This is a genomic window from Cytobacillus gottheilii (assembly GCF_018582665.1).
GTDB classification, from domain to species: Bacteria; Bacillota; Bacilli; order Bacillales; family Cytobacillaceae; genus Cytobacillus; species Cytobacillus gottheilii.
In genome coordinates this window covers 1,900,355-1,920,301 of the sequence record NZ_CP071709.1, presented here as the reverse complement: position 1 = coordinate 1,920,301, position 19,947 = coordinate 1,900,355, and the positions used below count along the sequence as shown (strand labels likewise).

15 protein-coding genes are annotated in these 19,947 nt (G+C 41.2%); all 15 read right to left on the bottom strand.

What is annotated here, in order from left to right; all coding sequences use genetic code 11:
* Nucleotides 1-3: 3 nt before the first annotated feature.
* Nucleotides 4-870: a DUF58 domain-containing protein gene (locus J1899_RS09510; RefSeq protein WP_066446674.1), complete on the bottom strand. Its 867-nt coding sequence runs from the start codon at nucleotides 868-870 to the stop codon at nucleotides 4-6.
* Entirely contained in the window at nucleotides 870-1,868 is a 999-nt protein-coding gene (locus J1899_RS09505; RefSeq protein WP_214478495.1) for an AAA family ATPase, read from the bottom strand. The genes J1899_RS09510 and J1899_RS09505 overlap by 1 nt, the downstream gene beginning before the upstream one ends.
* 10 nt (nucleotides 1,869-1,878) lie before the next feature.
* A complete protein-coding gene (locus J1899_RS09500; RefSeq protein WP_246586624.1) occupies nucleotides 1,879-3,468 on the bottom strand; it encodes a hypothetical protein in 1,590 nt (529 codons plus the stop codon).
* 29 nt (nucleotides 3,469-3,497) lie between these two features.
* The gene (locus J1899_RS09495) at nucleotides 3,498-4,346 is read right to left on the bottom strand and encodes an ABC transporter permease (RefSeq protein ID WP_066446679.1); all 849 of its coding nucleotides are present in this window, start codon (nucleotides 4,344-4,346) and stop codon (nucleotides 3,498-3,500) included.
* Nucleotides 4,343-5,278, bottom strand: a complete 936-nt coding sequence (locus J1899_RS09490; RefSeq protein WP_066446682.1) for an ABC transporter ATP-binding protein — start codon at nucleotides 5,276-5,278, stop codon at nucleotides 4,343-4,345. The genes J1899_RS09495 and J1899_RS09490 overlap by 4 nt, the downstream gene beginning before the upstream one ends.
* Entirely contained in the window at nucleotides 5,275-7,659 is a 2,385-nt protein-coding gene (locus tag J1899_RS09485) for a type 1 glutamine amidotransferase family protein (protein ID WP_214478494.1), read from the bottom strand. The genes J1899_RS09490 and J1899_RS09485 overlap by 4 nt, the downstream gene beginning before the upstream one ends.
* A 292-nt stretch (nucleotides 7,660-7,951) precedes the next feature.
* On the bottom strand, nucleotides 7,952-8,941 hold the full coding sequence (ftsY, locus tag J1899_RS09480; RefSeq protein ID WP_066446694.1) for a signal recognition particle-docking protein FtsY: 990 nt from the start codon (nucleotides 8,939-8,941) through the stop codon (nucleotides 7,952-7,954).
* A gap of 59 nt (nucleotides 8,942-9,000) precedes the next feature.
* Complete coding sequence (smc, locus tag J1899_RS09475; RefSeq protein WP_214478493.1) at nucleotides 9,001-12,567, bottom strand: chromosome segregation protein SMC; 3,567 nt, start codon at nucleotides 12,565-12,567, stop codon at nucleotides 9,001-9,003.
* A gap of 46 nt (nucleotides 12,568-12,613) precedes the next feature.
* Entirely contained in the window at nucleotides 12,614-13,357 is a 744-nt protein-coding gene (gene rnc, locus J1899_RS09470) for a ribonuclease III (protein ID WP_214478492.1), read from the bottom strand.
* A 333-nt stretch (nucleotides 13,358-13,690) separates the two neighbouring features.
* Nucleotides 13,691-13,924, bottom strand: coding sequence for an acyl carrier protein (locus J1899_RS09465; RefSeq protein WP_066446707.1), 234 nt, complete (start codon nucleotides 13,922-13,924; stop codon nucleotides 13,691-13,693).
* 528 nt (nucleotides 13,925-14,452) lie between these two features.
* Entirely contained in the window at nucleotides 14,453-15,202 is a 750-nt protein-coding gene (gene fabG, locus J1899_RS09460) for a 3-oxoacyl-[acyl-carrier-protein] reductase (protein WP_214478491.1), read from the bottom strand.
* Nucleotides 15,199-16,146: an ACP S-malonyltransferase gene (fabD, locus tag J1899_RS09455; RefSeq protein WP_214478490.1), complete on the bottom strand. Its 948-nt coding sequence runs from the start codon at nucleotides 16,144-16,146 to the stop codon at nucleotides 15,199-15,201. The genes fabG and fabD overlap by 4 nt, the downstream gene beginning before the upstream one ends.
* 26 nt (nucleotides 16,147-16,172) lie before the next feature.
* The gene (plsX, locus tag J1899_RS09450) at nucleotides 16,173-17,165 is read right to left on the bottom strand and encodes a phosphate acyltransferase PlsX (protein ID WP_214478489.1); all 993 of its coding nucleotides are present in this window, start codon (nucleotides 17,163-17,165) and stop codon (nucleotides 16,173-16,175) included.
* Nucleotides 17,166-17,171: 6 nt separating this feature from the next.
* Nucleotides 17,172-17,747: a transcription factor FapR gene (gene fapR, locus J1899_RS09445; protein WP_066446722.1), complete on the bottom strand. Its 576-nt coding sequence runs from the start codon at nucleotides 17,745-17,747 to the stop codon at nucleotides 17,172-17,174.
* A 107-nt stretch (nucleotides 17,748-17,854) separates the two neighbouring features.
* Nucleotides 17,855-19,906, bottom strand: a complete 2,052-nt coding sequence (gene recG / locus J1899_RS09440; protein ID WP_066446724.1) for an ATP-dependent DNA helicase RecG — start codon at nucleotides 19,904-19,906, stop codon at nucleotides 17,855-17,857.
* Between the last annotated feature and the right edge of the window lie 41 nt (nucleotides 19,907-19,947).

Below are 19,947 nucleotides of genomic sequence, written 5' to 3'. Positions count from 1 at the left end.
ACCTCATCTCATAAGCCCTTTTGCCGGAAGGTCTGTAAATAAAATTGTCTGCAGATCACGGTCATCTGCTGCCAATAAATAATGACCTCCATACTTTTTGCATAAAGATTCTAATTCTTTATTATGTTGACGAATTCTAGTCTTGTATTCTGTTAATATGGCAGAATTCATACTCACATTTACAACCGTGCCGTTTTCAGCATCCAAAAGCTTTAAATCGCCTGAATAGTCCGGAAACAATTCTTCTGAGCTTAATACTTGAATCAGCCAGAACTCTTGCTTAAGTGCCGCAAGCTGTTGAAAGACCTCTTCCATCACAGACAGAGGTTCGAGACCATCTGAGATCAGAACGGAAAGCTGCTCTTTCTTGCTGATCACCTTTGGCAAGGCTGTCCAAAATGCTCCAGATACTCCTTGGGCCTGCAGATGCAGAATGTCTAAAAATACTTTTCTGCTGTATATGGCTCCTCTTTTTTTCACAGGCTGAATATATTCACCAGATATTGCTGCAAAATAAAGCCGATCATCACTTGATAGAACCGTATATGACAATGCAGCAGCCAGTTCGCGGGCCATTTCCCATTTCTTCTCTGCCTTTTGCATTGAAGCAGTACCGTCTAAATAGATGCTGATTGATAATTCCTGTTCATCCAGAAACCGTTTTATATAATGCTTTTGAGTTCTCCCATACACATTCCAATCAATTTGCCTGACATCATCACCAAGCTGATAGGCTCTAAAATCTGAAAACTCAAGAGAAGAACCAAAGCGTGCTGATTGCCTTGAGCCTGCATGCAATCCTCTTTTCTTCGTCTTAACAAGCAGCTTCTTTTTTTGAAGCTTCCCCAGATAGCTGTATGTTTTACTCATTACTGAATCTCTCCAGCTGCCGCCAGGATTTCTTCAATGATCTCATTAGGAGCCACTCCGTTTGCTTCTCCTTCAAAATTAAGAATCAGGCGATGACGCAAAACCGGGAAGGCAGCTTGTTTCAAATCGCCAATGGACACATGATAGCGACCAAGACACATTGCCCGAGCTTTTGCCATTGATATTAAGCTTTGTACACCACGCGGCCCGCTTCCATATTGCACATATTTGCGAACACTTTCACTGGCATCCTCTGTATTAGGATGGGAAGCTGAAATGATTTTGACAGCATATTCAATGATCTCATCCGAAACAAGTATTTCTTTAGCAAGCTGCTGAAGCTTGATCACTTCTTCTTTTTTCGCTACAACTTGCAGCTTTTTCGTTACTGGTCCAGTCGTTCTTTTCACAATTTCTAGCAATTCCTGCTTCGTTGGGTACGAAACATTTACCTTACACATAAATCTGTCCGTTTGTGCTTCAGGAAGCGGATAAGTTCCTTCCATATCAATTGGATTTTGTGTTGCCAAAACAAAAAATGGCTTTTCCATTTGCTTCGTTTCGCCCATAATTGTAACCGTTTTTTCCCCCATCGCTTCAAGCAGTGCACTTTGCGTCTTTGGTGTCGCCCGGTTAATTTCATCTGCTAATACAATATTGGCAAAAAGCGGCCCTTCATGAAATGAAAACTGCTGCTTTCCATCTGCATCTGGCTGCAGGAGCATCGTGCCTGTAATATCTGAAGGCATAATGTCCGGTGTAAATTGGATACGAGAGAAAGATAGGTCCAGACATTCTGATATCGTTTTGATCAGCATCGTCTTTCCTAAACCAGGCAATCCCTCCAACAGGACATGCCCGCCTCCGAAAATACTCCAAATCACATGATCAATGACTTCATCCTGTCCAACGATAAAAGATTGAATTTCTTCTTTTACCTTCAGATACATTTCACTTGCTTGCGCGAAGGTTTGTGCTTTTTCTTCAATTGCTGACATATTACCACTCCTAGCTCGGATCAATATTTGTAAAATAATTTTTAACAATATCCTCTAAATCTGCCGGCAGCTTATATCGATCCGCACTTTCCCGATATGCCCGTTCATATTCCCCATATACTTCACTATAAGGGCGGATATTCCCCTTTAATACAGGACCATCTGCTTCAAACTGCTGCGATGGTGTCCCCTGGCCAAGCTTTCCGTTATCGGTTTCTCTATTAACCTTTCCATCAAGAGATTGTGGTACGGTAAGCAGTTCACGTGATCCCTGTCCAAGGCCCGCACCGCTGCCTGTTCCGGAGCCCGAACCAGAGCCTGAACCAGAACCTGAGCCTGAGCCTGAACCTGAGCCTGAACCGGAACCAGAACTTGAGCCTGAACCTGAGCCTGAACCGGAACCAGAACCTGAGCCGGAACCTGTTCCTTCCCCATCACCTTCACTATCTCCTTCACCATCCCCTTCCCCTTCCCCTTCACCATTTGCCCCTTCTCCATCTTGAGAATTAGGAGCTGTTCCTTCTCCAGTGCTGGCATTTGATGATAAAGCAAGCTGAGATGCAGAAAGACCGCTGGCTGCCAGCTGTTTCTGAAGGGCAGTGCCAGTATTTAATAATGAGTTTTGGGCGGCAGCAAGCTGATCTAAAAACTCCTCAGATTGAAGCAGCTGTTCCAGCTGTTCTGCTGCTTTAGCAAGTTCCTCTTCTGAAAGCTGTTCATTCTTGTCAGTAATACTTTCTAATGCCTGCTTTTGTTGCTCAGATAGCTTGTCATAATTATCATTTAAGCTTTTCAACTCTTTTTTGATCTCTTCTATATTCTTCTGATCCAGCTTTTCACCAAGACTGGCTAAATCATTCTTTTTTGCATCTTTTTGAAAGTTTTGCAGTGCAGTTTGTTTCTCCTTTGCCTTCAAAGCTTGTAATTCCATATTTTTCAACTGTTTTTGCATTTCCTCCATTGCTTTTTCGGCTGATTTTGTTTCAGCGAGTTTTTCTTTTACTTTTTCCAGTGATTTCTTAACCTCTTTATTTTTTTCTGCATCTATCTTTTTCTCTAGTTCCTTGTTCATTTCGGATGCCAGTTTGATCTCTTTTTCCCGTTCTCCGGCAGCATCCATTTTGTCATTAGGGAACATGTATAACAGTGCTGCACATAGGAACATAAGAGCAGCTGCCGCCAGCCAATTTGGATAAAAAAACTTTTTCTTCCTTTTTAAAACGGAAGATTCCGCATGCTTCATTTTTTCCACTGCATCAGCAAGCTGGAGCTGAGCCAGCTCCCCGGATTCATTTTGGAAGGAATAGGCCGAAATTACCCGGTCATCCGGAACATAATGATTAAAAACGAGCGCAGCCTGCTTATCATCCGGACGTTTTAAAATGACTCGAACGAAAAGGGCAAGAATAAAAAGAAAAGCAAGACTATAAATGTAGTACCGTAAAAAAGGAACGGTCATAAAACGTGCAGCTATGAACAGCACCAGACTCCCGCCTGCAGCAAATATCGATAGCCATTGCAGTTCTTTTAGCGTAAGCAATAAGAATAGCTGGTTTTTTACAGGCTTCAGCAGTTTAGCAAATTGCTGGCGATCTTCCATCGCAATCAGTCCTTTTCATTTCATTTCCATTAACCTTTTTTCATATTTGGACGAAGCTTCTTAATACTAAAGAAAATTGCTCCTGCTGTTATAACTGTGTACGAAATCAAATAGGCTGCCCATAAAGGAAATTCAATGCCCGTCACATTTGTGATTTCGTCAATGATTTCTGGCTCAAACGTACCAAACAGAGCAATTGCCGGATTTAGCATCGCAGCAAAATAAGCAAAAGGCACATGCTGTACATTGGAAGGATTGCCGCTATAATTATAGCCAAGCTGCATAAGCAGCAAAGTCAGAAAAGCGGTACCGCCTGCCAAAAACATCGTTAACCCATATGCGGTAACCATCGAGACAATCGTTTTGCGAATGAGAGTAGAAAATAGCACACCAAGACTGCCAAATGCGATAATGGTAAAAACATAGAATGCAATGGTTGTCAGCATTTGAGCTGGTGAAATGCCTCCATACAAAAAGACGAAGCTGTATAATGGCAGGCTTGCCACAATCAGCAAGAGCAAATAGGAAATAGCGGAAACAAGCTTGCTTAAAATGATGCTTGTTGAGCTTTGTGTAGTGGTCAGCATCATATTTAATGTTTGCCGTTCACGTTCACTGCTGATCACTCCTGCAGTCAAACCGGGAGTAATAAATAAAATCAAAGCAAGCTGCAGCATACTTAACAGCATAAACATCATTTTGCTTTCTTCCGGTTTAAACAACCCAAAGCTATTGGAAAGCGATTGAATAAAAACGAACCCAATAATAATAATTCCAAGCGCCAATAAATAAAATAATATCCCCAGGTAGCTTTTAAATGAACGGAAGCGCAGCTTGAACTCTTTATTTAAGACAGGATTTATGACGAAATTTTTCACGACATTTCAACCCCCTTTGTAATTTCCATAAAGATATCTTCCAGGTCAGCCTCTTCTTCAGCAAAGCTGGTAATCGGCAATCCTTTCACCATCGCATTTTTTAGTAATGCCGTCTGCTCTTCAGCGCTGCCTTTATAAATAAAGCGGATTGTATGATCATCGTCCATTAACTGTACATTTGAGATAAACGGATCATCCTCGAAAAAGGACACCGTTTCGCGCAGGCTTGATTGTACTTTGACAAAAATGATTTTTTCTCCTCTTAACTTATCTTGAATATCAGCGACCGATCCTTCAGCTACTAGCTTTCCTTGATCAATTACACCGATTTGGTCACACATTTCGGCAAGCTCAGGCAAAATATGTGAGGATATAAGAATCGTTTTGCCCATTGTTTTTAACTCTTTTAAAATCTCCCTCATTTCGATGCGGGCACGGGGATCTAATCCGGAGGCTGGTTCATCTAAGATCAGCACTTCAGGATCATGAATGAGACAGCGCGCGAGGCAAAGCCGCTGCTTCATCCCTCTTGAAAGCAAGTCAACATATGAATCTCTTTTATGCGATAAATTAACAAGTTCGAGCAGCTGCGGAATCAATTTTTCTCTTTCCTGATATGGAATTCCATAGCTCGCTCCGTAAAAATGCAAATATTCATCTGCCTTTAATTGGTCATAAACACCAAAGAAGTCAGGCATATAACCAATTTGCTTCCTTACCTCCCGAGGTTCCTTTTGCACATTATAGCCATTTACATAGGCAGTTCCAGAAGAGGGAGCTAATAGTGTTGCAAGTATAGAAAAAGTGGTAGACTTTCCTGCTCCGTTTTGACCGACAAATCCAAAAACCGTCCCTTTTTCAATTTTTAAATTCAATGAATCCAGCGCTTTAAAGCTCCCGTATTCCTTTGTTAAGTTCATAATTTCGATCATGGGGCTACTTCTCCTTTAATACTGATATTCGGCATTTGTACATAAGGATCTCCACCCGTGTTTTTCGTTAATTTCAAGACGATCACTCCTTCTGGAGATACAAATTCATTCACACTGTCACTTTCCTTTAACGTGGCTGTTTTATCTGATTCCAGCGGCAGCCATTCGTCTGAAGCAGCGTTTAAAAGCGAATATTCAATTGTTGGATTTCGGAAAGCAAGCTTTAGCTCAGTCAGTGTCACATCTTTTCCTTTAAGCTGTTCGGGCAATTCGATCTTATACTCATATTCTCCATTATCAAGATTAACCTCATAATCTGTTCCATACATCATTTCTTCATAAATATGTCCTGAGATTGCCTGAAGGTCCGTCTTTAAGGTCTCTTGCTTTAAAGTGAAGGCACCAGTTATGTTTTGCTGCACATCTGCTGAAGAGAGGATCATGTTGATATTATTTTGCTTTTCATCCTTATCAGCTACCGTTACATCAATGACAGACTGTGAAGTGATTCCGGCAATCACCGGCTTTGCTGCTTCCATATGCTCATTTAATACATAGTTGACGGCTGAATATTCAAGCTGCTCGCGCTTCACCTTATCAATATCTGATTGATTATAGTTGATTCCGCCGTATCCATTTGAAGTTGGTTTCGTTAAAATGGATTGATTAATTTGTTTATTAACCTCCAAGGTTTCTCCTTTTTTCAAGGCACCAAGCTTAATTTTCTGTGAACCCGACCAAATAAAGACCTCTGAAAAATCATAATCATAGTGATTAGTGATTGTCCCAGTTAATATTTTGTCTGATAATGTTAATTCAGAAGCAAATCCGCCTTCAGCAGTTTGATTTGCTTTGCCATAAATGGTTTGTGTGGACCAATAATCCATCTTTGGAAAAATGACAGAACTGGTTTTTACTTGCTCAGCGAAGATTGCACCCCGCATTGGATCATAAAGGGAATTGCCCCCACCGCCGCCGCTTACAGGACGGAATGCTCCGCTAGGATATTCAATGGCATATTCACCGCCTGTATTTGATAGCAATGTAGCCGCCTGCAAACCTGATAACTGATTGTTTTCCTCGTAGTAAACGCCCATTTGGTTTAACTGTGCCTGAGAGATCCGATCCTTTGCCCCGATTGTAAAAATGACTGCTGCCATTAGGATTGAAAGGGCAGGAATAACCCACCAGGAATGCTCCCGTTTATCCATTTTACGCAGGACAAAATACAAGATAGGTACAACTATAATGATATAGACTGCCAGTAACCCAATAAGCTGTTCAATTGAAACAGTTGATGCAGGGAAATATTCATTCGCTTCTGCAAACTCCCAATATAGCGAATCATAAAAGCCTCCATGCATGTTTGCATTCGATATTTGACCGGCATCACTAAACTTTAATAAGTTTACAAACCATGTATCATAGTCCTTCCAGGCAGAGAGAGGTTCATCCCCGAGTGAAAAGCTGCTTTGCAGGATCATACCGCTGCCGTATAGTGATCTTACAACAGCAGGCAGCTCCCCATTTTTGATTAATACTTCGGCACCTTCTGCCACTTCGCCTGTAAAAAACGGAAGTTCATTAAAAGGCATTTCTTCAATAGATGATCCAAGTTTTAAAAACTCCGCGGAAGCATCTGCCTCCTTATCAGGTTTCATTGGCAATAGTTCAAATAATTCACCGTAAGTGGCTTGTGCATCTGGCGCAGCTCCCGCAATGAGCGTGCCGCCCACTTTGATCCATTCTTTTAAAGCGGTTTGCTGAGCGTCACTAAGCTGTGATAATGAATATTCATCAACAATCATGACATCAATAGATTCTAATCCCATTGCTTGTGCTGGCAATATGTCTGGGTTTAATTCTGCCATTGTCGCAGATGATGTAGTCCTTAGCTCCTTAAGCCGGTCGTAGTTTTCGCTTAATACGCCAATAAATGTGGTGGCATCATCAATAAACTTCGGCTTAACGGCTTTATCGCCTTTATATGTAAGCTGTTTCCCATCCTTCCAGTCACCTTCAAAAACATGAATGGATGGTTCATTTTGATAATAGGATTGATGATCCTCTGTCATGCCAGGAAGTGATAGTTGAAATGTTCTAGTCTCTCCTGCAGGCACTTCAATTTTTACAGGAATAGACCCTCCCGAGTTGTAGGAAGGATAAAAGCTAACTAGCACACTTCCGCTAAAATCCTCTCCTGAATTTTCGACATTTAGAACAACTGGAAAGCCTTCTCCCCGTTTCACTTTTCCATCAAAACCTTCGTCAACCGTAATGGTTAATCCGGATTCTTCTGCAGCAGAAACCTGCTGCGGGAAAAGATAAGAAAAAAAGAATAACGAACATAATAGCAAAATCAATATCTTTGTTTTTTTCATCTGCATACCCCTCCATAGCTATCTTCAATAATATAGACGTTATAAATTGCAATTAGTGTTCATGTTTTTACAATTTTTTCATCTACATAATAGACGAAAGGAAAAGGATATACCCCTTCACTTACTGGGAAGTTTTTTTAATTGTACTGTTTATATAAAACTTTCATTACAGCCAGGCTCTCAAAATTTGCGACCTATAAACACAAAAAAACCCGAACTATTTTACAGATCATTAAAAAAATCTGTTAATAGTTCGGGTCATCATTTTTGAATAAAATGATATTTGAAGTGTTTATTCTTCTGCTTTTTCAACGTTGTCGGCGAATAGGCCATAGACGTATTGCTCGGCGTTAAATTCCTGAAGGTCGTCCATTTTTTCACCTAGTCCGACGAATTTAACCGGAATGTCGAGTTCATTGCGGATGGCAATGACAATTCCGCCTTTTGCCGTTCCATCCAGCTTTGTTAGCACAATACCTGTAACATTTGTTGCTTCCTTAAAGGTTTTGGCTTGAAGCATTGCATTTTGGCCTGTAGTGGCATCAAGGGCCAGTAAAACTTCATGAGGAGCTCCTGGAATTTCACGTTCGATGACTCTTTTGACTTTTTCCAGCTCTTTCATCAGATTGACTTTGTTTTGCAGACGTCCAGCTGTATCACAAATAAGGATATCAGCCTGGCGTGACTTCGCCGCCTGCACAGCATCGTACATTACCGCAGCAGGATCAGAACCTGCGCCTTGCTTAATGACCTCAACGCCGACACGCTCTCCCCACACTTCAAGCTGCTCAATGGCCCCTGCACGGAACGTATCCCCGGCAGCAAGCACCACTTTTTTGCCTTCGTTTTTGAATTTATGAGCAAGTTTACCGATGGTTGTTGTTTTCCCAACACCGTTTACACCAACAAAAAGGATAACCGTTAATTCGCCTTCTTGAATATTTAAAGCAGAAGATGAGTTGCCTCCCTGTTCATAAATCTCAACCAGCTTTTCAGAAATAACATCTTGTACTTCTGCAGGATCCTGAATGTTTTTCCGCTTCACTTCGAGTTTTAGCTCATCGACAAGCTTCATAACAGTATCAAAACCGACATCCGCTTGTATTAATATCTCTTCAAGCTCTTCAAAGAAGTCTTCATCTACTTTTCGGTAACGAGCAACAAGATCATTCACCTTGCCTGAAAAATTATCACGTGTTTTCGTTAAGCCTTCTTTAAATTTCTCTGTTACACTGTCTGTTTGTTTCGTAATCTTCTCTTTTAATTTTTTGAAAAAACTCATTTGGTCACATCCTTTATTGGTTTTATATATGTATGCCGGGGAATTTCCCCGGCTGAACCTTAGATTGGAACCATTTCCCGTGATTCATCAAGTCTTACAGAAACAAGCTTAGAAACGCCAGACTCCTGCATGGTAATGCCATACAGTACATCTGCAAGCTCCATTGTCCCTTTGCGGTGTGTTATGACGATAAACTGTGTTTCACCGCTATATCGTTTTAAATATTGTGCATACCGATGGACATTGGCTTCATCAAGGGCAGCTTCTACTTCATCGAGAATACAAAATGGAACAGGTCTTACTTTTAAAATTGAAAATAATAATCCAATGGCTGTCAGAGCCCGTTCACCACCTGATAATAAACCAAGATTCTGCAGCTTTTTCCCTGGCGGCTGTGCAACAATTTCAACACCTGTATTCAAAAGGTCTTCAGGATCGGTTAAGCGCAAATCGGCTCGGCCGCCGCCAAACAGTGACTGAAACACAGATTCAAAGTGAAAACGGATGCCGTTAAATGTTTGCTCAAACCTTCTTTTCATTTCAATGTCCATTTCATCAATAACCTGGTATAACGTATCTTTTGCTTCCTGAAGGTCGTTTTTTTGCTCTAGCAGGAATTCATAACGTTCAGACACACGCTCATATTCCTCAATTGCACCAAGATTAACGGTGCCGAGCTCATCGATTGACATTCTAATGAGGCGAACCTTTTTACGAGCCTCTTCAGCATCAATCGTTAGCGGGTAAGCTTCTTTCGCAGCATCAAACGATAATAAATATTCTTCCCGCAGATGAGCAAGGCGTGTTTCAAGCTCAACATCAATTCGATTGAGCTTCACCTCATCATCTTTCAGAGCAATACTTAAGCCTTTATGCGTGCGTTTCAATTCTTTCGCTTCAAGCTCCAAATCCTCAAGCTCTGTCTGCAGCTTTAATCGTTCAGCTCTTCTGCTTGCAATCAGACTGACCGTTTCATTTTTATCCTGCAGCTTTCGGTTAGCTGCCTCTTCAAGCTGAATTTCTCCTGAAGAGCTGTTCGTCATTTCTGATGATAAAAGCTTTAAATCATCCTGAATCAAGTTTAGCTTATCTGAGGATGAGGTCCATTCGTTTACAGTGTGATTCAGCCTTTCAGCTGCACTATTTAGCTGTTCACTTTTCGCTGCAAAAGTAATCTTTAAGTCACTGATTTCAGCGAGCAGTGCTTCTTTGGACGTTTGGTCTGTAAATTTTCGTTCTGTTAAAAGACGAATCTGTTCATCAAGCTCTGCTGTTTGAACTTCGAATTGCTGCAGCTCCTGCTGCAGGATTTTCTGCCTTGACACAAGATTGTCTTTATCCTCACTATACTGTGCCTTATCGAGATCATAGATGGATAAACGTTCATTTATCCTTTTTTCCTCATATTCAATCTCACGGAGATCCTCTTTCATTCTTTGTTCTTGTGAACGCAGATGCTCTCCCTTTTCTTTCAGAATCTCCAATTGGTCTGCCTGCTGCTGTACATCATGCTTTAGCTTTTTGACCAGATCTTCCAGCGAAGCAGTTTTTCCTTCCATATCAGTGATCCTTGCTTTTAGTTCCTCTAACTCGCTTTTTCTGCTTAAAATCGAAGAATTCTTTTGCTTAATAGCCCCGCCCGTCATAGATCCGCCTGGATTTACGACATCTCCATCAAGTGTCACAATCCGAACCCGATAAGATAGCAGTTTAGCCAGTTCATTGGCACCTTTTAAATCTGTGGCAATGACTACATTTCCAAGCAAGCTTTCAATTGCTGCAGCATATTTGCTGTTATATTCAATCAAAGATGATGCTTGTCCAACAAAAGCATCGTGACCAGACACAGCCTGCTGCTGATTAGCCTGCAGAAACTTCGCCTTCATAACATTCAAAGGCAAAAACGTCGCACGTCCATATCCATTGCCCTTTAAATATTGTATCGCACTGCGGCCATCCTGCTCGGTTTGAACAATAACATGCTGCATCGCTCCGCCTAATGCAATTTCAATGGCGGTTTCGTACTGTTTTGGAACGGAAATCAATTCAGCAACAGCACCTTCAATGCCATTTAGTTTGTTTCCTCTTGCTTTTAAAACTTCCTTTACCCCTTGGAAGAAACCGGAATAATCATCCTCGAGCTCTTCAAGCATCTCTTGTCTTGATTTGCCCTGCTGTAAATATTGATACGCCTGATAAAGGGTCTTCTCTTGCTTTTCATAATTGTTTTTTACTGCTTCAGCCTTTTTCTGTGCTTCGCGGAACAGGTGAATTTGTTCTTCCAGGGCTGCATGCACTTCACTTAGTCCGTTTTCTGCCTGCAGTTTACGTTCGGTGATCAGTGAGCGTTCTTCAATGAACTTTTCATTATCAAGTTCGAGTTTTTCATTTCTTGCATCCTGCTGGCTTAATTGACGAGAAATCATTTGCATTTCATTTTTGGACGCAGCTTGTTTATTTAAAATCTCAATATATTCACTTTTTAATGATTCAATAACCTGTTCGTTATCTTCTGCAAAAAGCTTTAGCTGCTCCTGTTTCTCAGTCAATTGTTTCTTAAGGAGATTTGCTTCAGATTGCAATTGATCCTTAGCTGCCTGCAGTTCATCTTTTTGAACTTGTAGCTGAGCAATTCTTTCTGTTAGTTCTTCAATGGATTTTGCCAGCTGTTCTTTATTTTGTGAGGCATTTTTTTTCCGTTCCTTTAATACTTCTTTTCGGCCTTCAAGCTTTTCCAGTTCCTCACTGGCATGAAGGAGAATATTTTGCAGATCATTGACAGACTCATCCAGAGCTCCGGCATGATCACGCATCTGCTCAATTTTAGCTTCTTTTGCTTGAATGGCACTTGTCAGCTGCAGTTCATCCTGCTGCTGTTTTTCAAGCTGAACGGATAATCTCTGCCATTTTTCATGTAATTCCTCGATTTCATAAACTGTCAGAGCCACTTCAATCTGTTCAAGCTCTTCCTTTTGCTGCAAGTAATCTTTCGCAATAGAGGCTTGAATTTTCAGCGGTTCAACCTGTCCTTCCAGTTCATGCAAAATATCGTTAACCCTGTTTAAATTTTCCTGAGATTCGAAAAGTTTGCCTTCTGCTTTTTTCTTTCTCGTTTTATATTTTAAAACGCCGGCAGCTTCCTCAAAAATCGTTCTCCGCTCTTCAGGTTTGCTGTTTAATATTTCTTCAACACGCCCTTGGCTAATAATTGAAAACGCTTCTTTTCCTAACCCGGAATCCATAAACAGATCAACGATGTCTTTTAAACGGCATGGCTGTTTGTTGATAAAAAACTCACTGTCGCCAGAACGGTAAACACGGCGTGTAACACTGACTTCATTGTATTCGATTGGCAGAAAATGATCTTCATTTTCTAATGTTAAGCTAACCTCGGCGAAATTGAGCGGTCTTCTTGAATCACTGCCAGAAAAGATAATATCCTCCATCTTCGCTCCGCGCAGTGACTTGGCCGACTGTTCTCCTAAAACCCAGCGAATAGCATCAGTTACGTTGCTTTTTCCGCTTCCGTTTGGGCCGACGACTGCTGTTACTCCAGGGACAAAATCAACCGCAATCCGCTCGGCAAATGATTTAAACCCTACTATATCTAGCCGTTTTAATAACAAGTTTGCTCCCCCTAGCCTCTCCATCTTTCATGCTGAAAAAATCTGTTTAGTTGATATGGTTTTTTAAAACCTGCAGAGCCATTTGGGCAGCATGCTGTTCTGCTTCTTTTTTTGATCGTCCTGTACCTGTGCCAAGCTCTGCTCCATTTAAAGAAACGGTTGAAACAAATTCCCGGTTATGAGCAGGACCTTTTTCCATTAATATCTTATACTCTATTGCTCCTGAACCATCACGCTGAATCAGCTCCTGAAGCTGACTTTTGAAATCCATCACATGTGAAAAAGCTCCAGCATCAATTTTCGGGAATACCGCCTTTTCAAGAAAATCGACAACCGTATCAATTCCCTGATCTAAATATAAAGCCCCAATGAACGCTTCAAATACATCCGCAAGCAGTGCAGGTCTCGATCTGCCGCCAGTCATTTCTTCTCCCTTTCCGAGAAGAATAAGCTCTCCAAATGAAAGTTCATTCGCAAAAGCAACTAATGAAGGCTCACAGACAACAGCTGCTCTCAGCTTCGTCAGTTCTCCTTCGCTCATCATTGGATATTTAATATAGAGGAATTTTGAAACAGTCAGCTCCAAAACAGCATCTCCCAAAAATTCAAGCCGTTCATTATCTTCATAAGGCTTTCTGCGATGCTCATTCACATATGAAGAATGTGTAAATGCCTGTTTTAACAATTTTTCATTGCGAAAAATAATCCCTTTATTTTCTTGAAACTCTTTAAACCTTTTATCATGTGCGCGTGATGTTTTTTTATCTTTCTCTTTATTGTAATAGCGCATTTTTGCATCCACCTTGTTCCATAATTTATATTTTCCAGGAAACAGCCTGTCAGTGATAGTTTGATTTTAAGCGAAAATGAAAAAAAACACAAAGAAACTTGGAAAGCTTATCAGCTCCCAAGTTATGGTAATATCACTGCAGAAACGTATTTACTGTCCGATATTACCTGTTAACCGCTACCGTAAACACTTGCCGATCGTCAAGCCTGCTAGGCGGACAACAAGAGTTTTACTTCACTTGACTTTCTATAAGTACAAGTAACAGCGGACAATAAACACAATTGTAATGGATGAGGGAGATGCTCTCCCTCATGCCATTTCAAGAAAAGACGATTACTGCTGTGCTTGTATGTAGTTAACAGCGTCACCCACTGTAGCAATCTTTTCAGCGTCGTCATCAGAGATCTCCATATCGAACTCATCTTCCAATTCCATTACTAGTTCAACTACGTCAAGGGAATCAGCGCCAAGATCATCCTTGAAAGAAGCTTCCAATTTCACTTCGGATTCTTCTACACCAAGACGGTCAACGATAATCTTTGTTACACGTTCTAATACTTCTGCCATGCTTGTTCACCTCCCCTCAAGACATTATAGAGTATTTTAATCAATTAATAAACGTCTATCTTTATTTTTTCAGTGCTATTATTGCAAACTTTGTTGTGATCGCTTAAATGTACAAAGATTCGTTCAGAATAAACACTTTCCTGCTGGCAGGTGCTGAGCATGATGTTCGTACCTTTTTTTCAACCAGCCAGGCATGTCTTTATGTCTGTTCCTAAAGCACCTGAAGAAGTACAAATCTCTCAAAAATAGGCGGAGAAATTCCGCTTAAATCGTAAAATCACTTAAAATGAGCTTAAATAGACGGAGGAATTTCGTCTAACTAGGCGAAAAACGTGTAAATGGACGATTTTTATCACCATAACCGGAAAATCTCCGCTTATTTCACTCGAAAATAGCTCATTTCTTGAAATAAGGGAAAAATCTCCGCTTATTTTTCGCTAGTTCAACATAAAAATAGTTCCTTCTTATGAAGGTCATGAAGAAGGACTCTAATAGTGATTTTCTAAGAACAGCATCGCACCATAATAGTTACATAACCATAACCATTCCGCCGTCAATATGAAGGGTTTGGCCTGTCATATAGCGGCTGTCTTCTGATGCTAGGAATGTAACGACATTCGCTATATCAGACGGCTCACCAAAACGTGCAAGAGGGATCTGCTTCAGCATCATCTCTTTAACATCTTCAGCAAGCTGATCGGTCATATCTGTTGTAATAAAACCAGGAGCAACGGCGTTAACAGTAATTCCTCTAGTCGCAAGCTCCTTGGCAGCAGTTTTAGTTAAACCAATTACGCCAGCTTTAGCAGCCACATAGTTCGCTTGTCCGGGATTTCCGCTCACTCCTACAATCGAAGAGATATTAATAATTCTTCCGCTGCGCTGTTTCATCATTTGTCTTGTTACAGCTTTCGTGCATAAGAAGACACCCTTTAGATTCGTATTGATGACATCATCCCATTCATCTTCCTTCATTCGCATCAATAAGTTGTCTCTTGTAATCCCAGCATTGTTAACCAGAATGTCAATGGTGCCAAATTTTTCGATCGCCGCTTTTACCATATCTGTTACTGACTCACTGCTTGCTACATCACATTGGATTGCGAAGGCTTCAGTGCCCAATGCTTTAATCTCATCAACTACTTCATTGGCACGCTGTTCACTTCCAGCATAGTTAACAACTACATTGGCACCCTGACGTGCTAATTCCAATGCAATCTCTTTCCCAATGCCGCGAGATGCTCCTGTTACGATTGCCGCTTTTCCCTGCAATTTCATTGTGCTTCCTCCTTTAATGCTTCCAATGCTACCAAACATGATTCTTCATCAGATACAGCATAAGTTTTAACTGATCGATCAATTTTTTTCACTAAGCCGGAAAGAACTTTTCCAGGACCAATTTCAATAAATGTATCAACACCTAATGCAATCATTTCCCGAACTGAATCTTCCCAAAGAACAGGAGAATAAAGCTGCTCCACTAAATTAATTTTAATATCTTCAGGTGAAGTCATTGCTTTTGCATTTACATTAGCAAGTACCGGAATCAATGCCTCTTTTACAGCAATTCCATCAATGACAGATTTAAATTTCTCTGCTGCTGGCTTCATTAATGATGAATGAAACGGCCCGCTTACTTCAAGTGGCAATACACGCTTTGCGCCAGCTTCTTTTGCTTTTACAGCGGCCAATTCTATTCCTTTTTTTGAGCCGGAAATAACAATTTGACCAGGACAATTTAAGTTTGCCAGCTGAACAGCGTTGCCCATAGCTGAAATTTCAGCCGTTACTTCAGCAAGCTTTTCACGATCAAGCCCTAAGACAGCTGCCATGGCACCTTCGCCATTTGGCACAGCTTCTTCCATCAGTTCACCGCGTTTTCGAACCGCAGCCACTGCATCTTCAAAAGAGATCGCTCCTGCTGCAACTAAAGCTGAATACTCTCCCAAACTATGACCCGCAACATAGTCTGCTGTGATGCCTTGTTTCTGAAAATGATGCAGGATTGCCATGCTAGTTGTTAATAAAGCCGGCTGTGTATTTGCTGTTTGTGTCAGTGTTTCCTTTGGACCTTCAAAAATAATAGATGAAAGTGAGAAATTCAATGCAGTATCAGCAGCATCAAAAATAGCTTTCACTCCTTCATCTGTTTGGGCTAAAGCTTGTCCCATTCCAACTGTCTGGGACCCTTGTCCTGGAAATACAAAGGCGATTTTTCCCATAGTAAACCTCCTAAATCATCAATCGATCATGATTGATTCTGTTCTAATACTTCTTTAATTGTAGCAGCCACATTGTTCTGCACCATATCTCTTGTTTGTCTGACTGCGCTAAACAGAGCGTCTGCATTTGATGAACCGTGCGCCTTAATTACAGGGGCTTTTAGACCAAACAATGCCGCGCCGCCATATTCTGCATAGTCCATCTTAGATTTTAATTCACGCAAATCAGGCATGATTAGAGCTGCAGCCATTTTACTCTTGAAGCTGCTCGTTAAAGTGGTTTTTAACATTTTAAAGACCGACAGCGCAGTACCCTCAATTGTTTTTAAGACCATATTGCCGGTAAATCCATCAGTTACTACTACGTCTGCAGCGCCATCAAGCAAGTCACGCGCTTCAACATTTCCGATAAAATGGATTTCGCTTTGCTGTTGTAAAAGGTCGAAAGCTGCTTTGGCCAGTTCATTTCCCTTTTTTTCTTCTGTGCCAATGTTTAAGAGTCCTACTCTCGGTTTATGTACTCCCCGCACTTTTTCTGCGTATATCGACCCCATTACCGCATATTGCACTAAGTGCTCAGGTTTTGCATCTACATTCGCACCAACATCAAGAAGAACAAATCCTTCTCCGCCAATTGTCGGAAGTGTTGGTGATAAAGCAGGCCGTTCAATCCCTTCAATTCTTCCTACGATGAACAATCCTGCTGCCATTAAGGCACCGGTGTTACCTGCTGAAATACAAGCATCTGCAGCGCCATCTGCAACCTGCTGTGCGGCAACTACCATTGAGGCTGTTTTCTTTCGTCTCACTGCTCGAACTGGCTCATCTGTAGCTAATATAACATCATCTGTATGTATAATTGAGATTCGTTCATTTAAGGATAATAATGGTTTGATCTGCTCTTCATCCCCAACAAGGACGATCTCGATATCATTATAGGTTTCAACAGCTTTCAATGCACCAAGGACGATTTCCTTAGGCGCATGATCGCCTCCCATTGCATCAATAGCTATTTTCATGCTCATTCATCCTTTTGCATTATTTTTTGATCTAAACATATCAAATTCACCTTTAAATACGTGTTCAGTATTCACATAGCAGTTTACTTCAACTGCTGTACGTCCTGTATCATGGTCTATGTGAACAACCTTTGCTTTCGCAACAACCCGCTCGCCTTCTTTAACGGCTCTGGTAAATTGAATGTTTGCTTTAGCAGTTAAGGCAAGTTCGTCATCAATTACAGCAACTGCAAGGGAATTGGCTTGAGCAAACAGATGGTGGCCCCGCGCTATGTTATTCCTTTGAAAAACATGCTCCCGTTTTACATCAAATAAAGAAATAGCTGTATTATCCAATTCGATATCGATAATCTCACCAATCACTTCTTCGATTGGCAAAGAGCGGACTTCGTCATCAAAACGATTTTCTGCCACATTCTTAATTCGCTCCCTTAATTCAGGGATCGACAATTCAAGCCTGTCCAAGCGGATGGTCTGGACACTAACCGAAAATTTCTCTGCCAGCTCCTCATCCGTGATAAAGGGATTTTCTTTTATTGTATCAGCCAATAATAGCTGTCTTTCTTTTTTATTTCTCCTCATATCATCACACCGTTCGAGATATTAAGACTAGGTACTAATAGTAGTATATAATTGATCGCTGCTTATTGCAAGAAAAAATAAGCTTTTTACCCTTTTTGCTCGTGAGGTCAGTCTAATTTTTCGCCTTCCAGTACACCGCTATTTTTCAGATACTGTCTAAGGTCTGCATATTCACCATCCTGCCAGAAAAACTCTGACTGAATCAATTCTGCAGCATCATTTCTGGCTGTCTCCAGCGCGCGATAATCATGAACCATGTCAGCAACCTTGAACTCGGGCAAGCCGCTTTGTTTTCTCCCAAAGAAGTCACCAGGTCCGCGCAGTTCCAAATCTTTTTCGCTTAGAACAAAGCCATCGTTCGTTTCGGTCATAATTTTCATCCGCTCTTTGCCAACCTCAGATTTAGGATCGGCAAGTAAAATACAATAAGATTGCTGGTCTCCCCTTCCAACTCGTCCGCGGAGCTGATGGAGCTGTGAGAGGCCAAATCTTTCGGCATCATAAATCACCATCATGGTTGCATTGGGAACATTAACACCAACCTCTACAACGGTGGTAGAAACTAGGATTTGCACTTCATTCCGGCTAAACGCCTGCATTACGGCATCCTTCTCATCAGAGTGAAGCCTGCCGTGCATTAAACCTGTATGGTATCTGCCTTGAAAATACTGCATCATTGTTGCATGCACATCGATGGCATTTTGAACATCAAGCTTATCTGATTCTTCTATGAGCGGGCAGATTACATAGACCTGCCTATTCTTTGACAGCTCTTTCTCCATAAAACGCAGGACACGATCAAGCATGTCTGGTTTAGCCCAGTAGGTTTCAATTGCCTTTCTTCCAGCAGGCATTTCATCAATAATCGAGACATCCATTTCGCCAAAAGCAGTAATGGCAAGTGTACGCGGAATCGGGGTTGCTGTCATAAATAGGACATCAGGGCTTTCCCCTTTTTCTCTTAGCACTCGGCGCTGATTCACTCCAAAGCGGTGCTGTTCATCGGTAATAACAAGTCCAAGGTTCTTAAACACCACTTCCTCTTGGATGAGGGCGTGAGTGCCAATTAAAATATCAATTTCGCCATTTTTTAACTCTTCAAGGATTTCTCTCCGCCTTTTTCCTTTAATTGAGCTTGTAAGCAATTCACATTTTACACCTAATGGCGCTAGCATTTCTTTTAATGATGACGCATGCTGATCGGCAAGTATCTCAGTTGGAACCATTAGCGCTCCCTGAAAACCAGCTGTTTTACTTGCAAACAATGCAATCGAAGCCACAGCTGTTTTACCTGAACCAACATCACCCTGCAGGAGACGATTCATCCGGAATGGTGACTTCATATCTGTTAATATTTCATTCACTACCCTTTTCTGGGCATTTGTCAGTGAAAAAGGCATGGAATCTATATAATGATTGAGCTGGTCTAAATCATATGATTGAGCAACACCGTTTGAATTCTCTCTCTCCATTTTTCGCAGCGCCTGCATTTTTAACTGAAAATAGAAAAACTCCTCATAGACAAAGCGTCTGCGCGCTTGTTTTAAGTCGTTTCCTCCAGAAGGAAAATGCATGATCTGCATGGCTGTTTTACGATCCAGAAGCTTATAAGAAAATAAATAACGCTCTGGCAGCAGCTCAGATATATATTCACCGTATTGGGAGAATGCAAGGTTTATAAATCGCCTCAGCCCTTTAACAGTAACCTTCCCTTTTACACCATACACAGGTTCAAATTCTTTTTCACTCGCATATGGACCTGCATGCAGTTCATTAACCGTAATCATTTGGCGATGCTGATCCCATTTTCCAGTCAGTGTAACAGTGCTGTTTAAAGTAATTTTATTTTTTAAATATGGCTGGTTAAAGATGACGGCCTGAACAAGTACTCTGCCAATGAGCACTCTAAGCGTCAATCTTGAACGTTTTTTGCCATAGTACATTAAACTCGGTTCACTGTGAACAATTCCTTCAACAGTGATTCGCTCTTCATGCTTTATGCTCTCTAAATCTTTCAACCTGTAGTCTTCATACCTGTATGGAAAATATTCCAGCAAATCAGATACAGTCTGAATGTTCATGTCAGCGAGTGCTTCTGCAGTCTCACCGCCAATCCCTTTAACGACTGTTACTGGCTGTTTTAAAATGTCATTTACCATTTCGCAAGCGGGCACTTTTGTGCAGATGTTCCCTGCCGTGC

Excerpts from the sequence above, each read along its gene's own strand:
- J1899_RS09510 (WP_066446674.1), bottom strand. The coding sequence starts at position 870 with ATGAGTAAAACATACAGCTATCTGGGGAAGCTTCAAAAAAAGAAGCTG.
- J1899_RS09505 (WP_214478495.1), bottom strand. The coding sequence starts at position 1,868 with ATGTCAGCAATTGAAGAAAAAGCACAAACCTTCGCGCAAGCAAGTGAA.
- J1899_RS09500 (WP_246586624.1), bottom strand. The coding sequence starts at position 3,468 with ATGGAAGATCGCCAGCAATTTGCTAAACTGCTGAAGCCTGTAAAAAAC.
- J1899_RS09490 (WP_066446682.1), bottom strand. The coding sequence starts at position 5,278 with ATGATCGAAATTATGAACTTAACAAAGGAATACGGGAGCTTTAAAGCG.
- J1899_RS09485 (WP_214478494.1), bottom strand. The coding sequence starts at position 7,659 with ATGAAAAAAACAAAGATATTGATTTTGCTATTATGTTCGTTATTCTTT.
- ftsY (WP_066446694.1), bottom strand. The coding sequence starts at position 8,941 with ATGAGTTTTTTCAAAAAATTAAAAGAGAAGATTACGAAACAAACAGAC.
- rnc (WP_214478492.1), bottom strand. The coding sequence starts at position 13,357 with ATGCGCTATTACAATAAAGAGAAAGATAAAAAAACATCACGCGCACAT.
- J1899_RS09465 (WP_066446707.1), bottom strand. The coding sequence starts at position 13,924 with ATGGCAGAAGTATTAGAACGTGTAACAAAGATTATCGTTGACCGTCTT.
- fabG (WP_214478491.1), bottom strand. The coding sequence starts at position 15,202 with ATGAAATTGCAGGGAAAAGCGGCAATCGTAACAGGAGCATCTCGCGGC.
- fabD (WP_214478490.1), bottom strand. The coding sequence starts at position 16,146 with ATGGGAAAAATCGCCTTTGTATTTCCAGGACAAGGGTCCCAGACAGTT.
- plsX (WP_214478489.1), bottom strand. The coding sequence starts at position 17,165 with ATGAAAATAGCTATTGATGCAATGGGAGGCGATCATGCGCCTAAGGAA.
- fapR (WP_066446722.1), bottom strand. The coding sequence starts at position 17,747 with ATGAGGAGAAATAAAAAAGAAAGACAGCTATTATTGGCTGATACAATA.
- recG (WP_066446724.1), bottom strand. The coding sequence starts at position 19,906 with ATGGTAAATGACATTTTAAAACAGCCAGTAACAGTCGTTAAAGGGATT.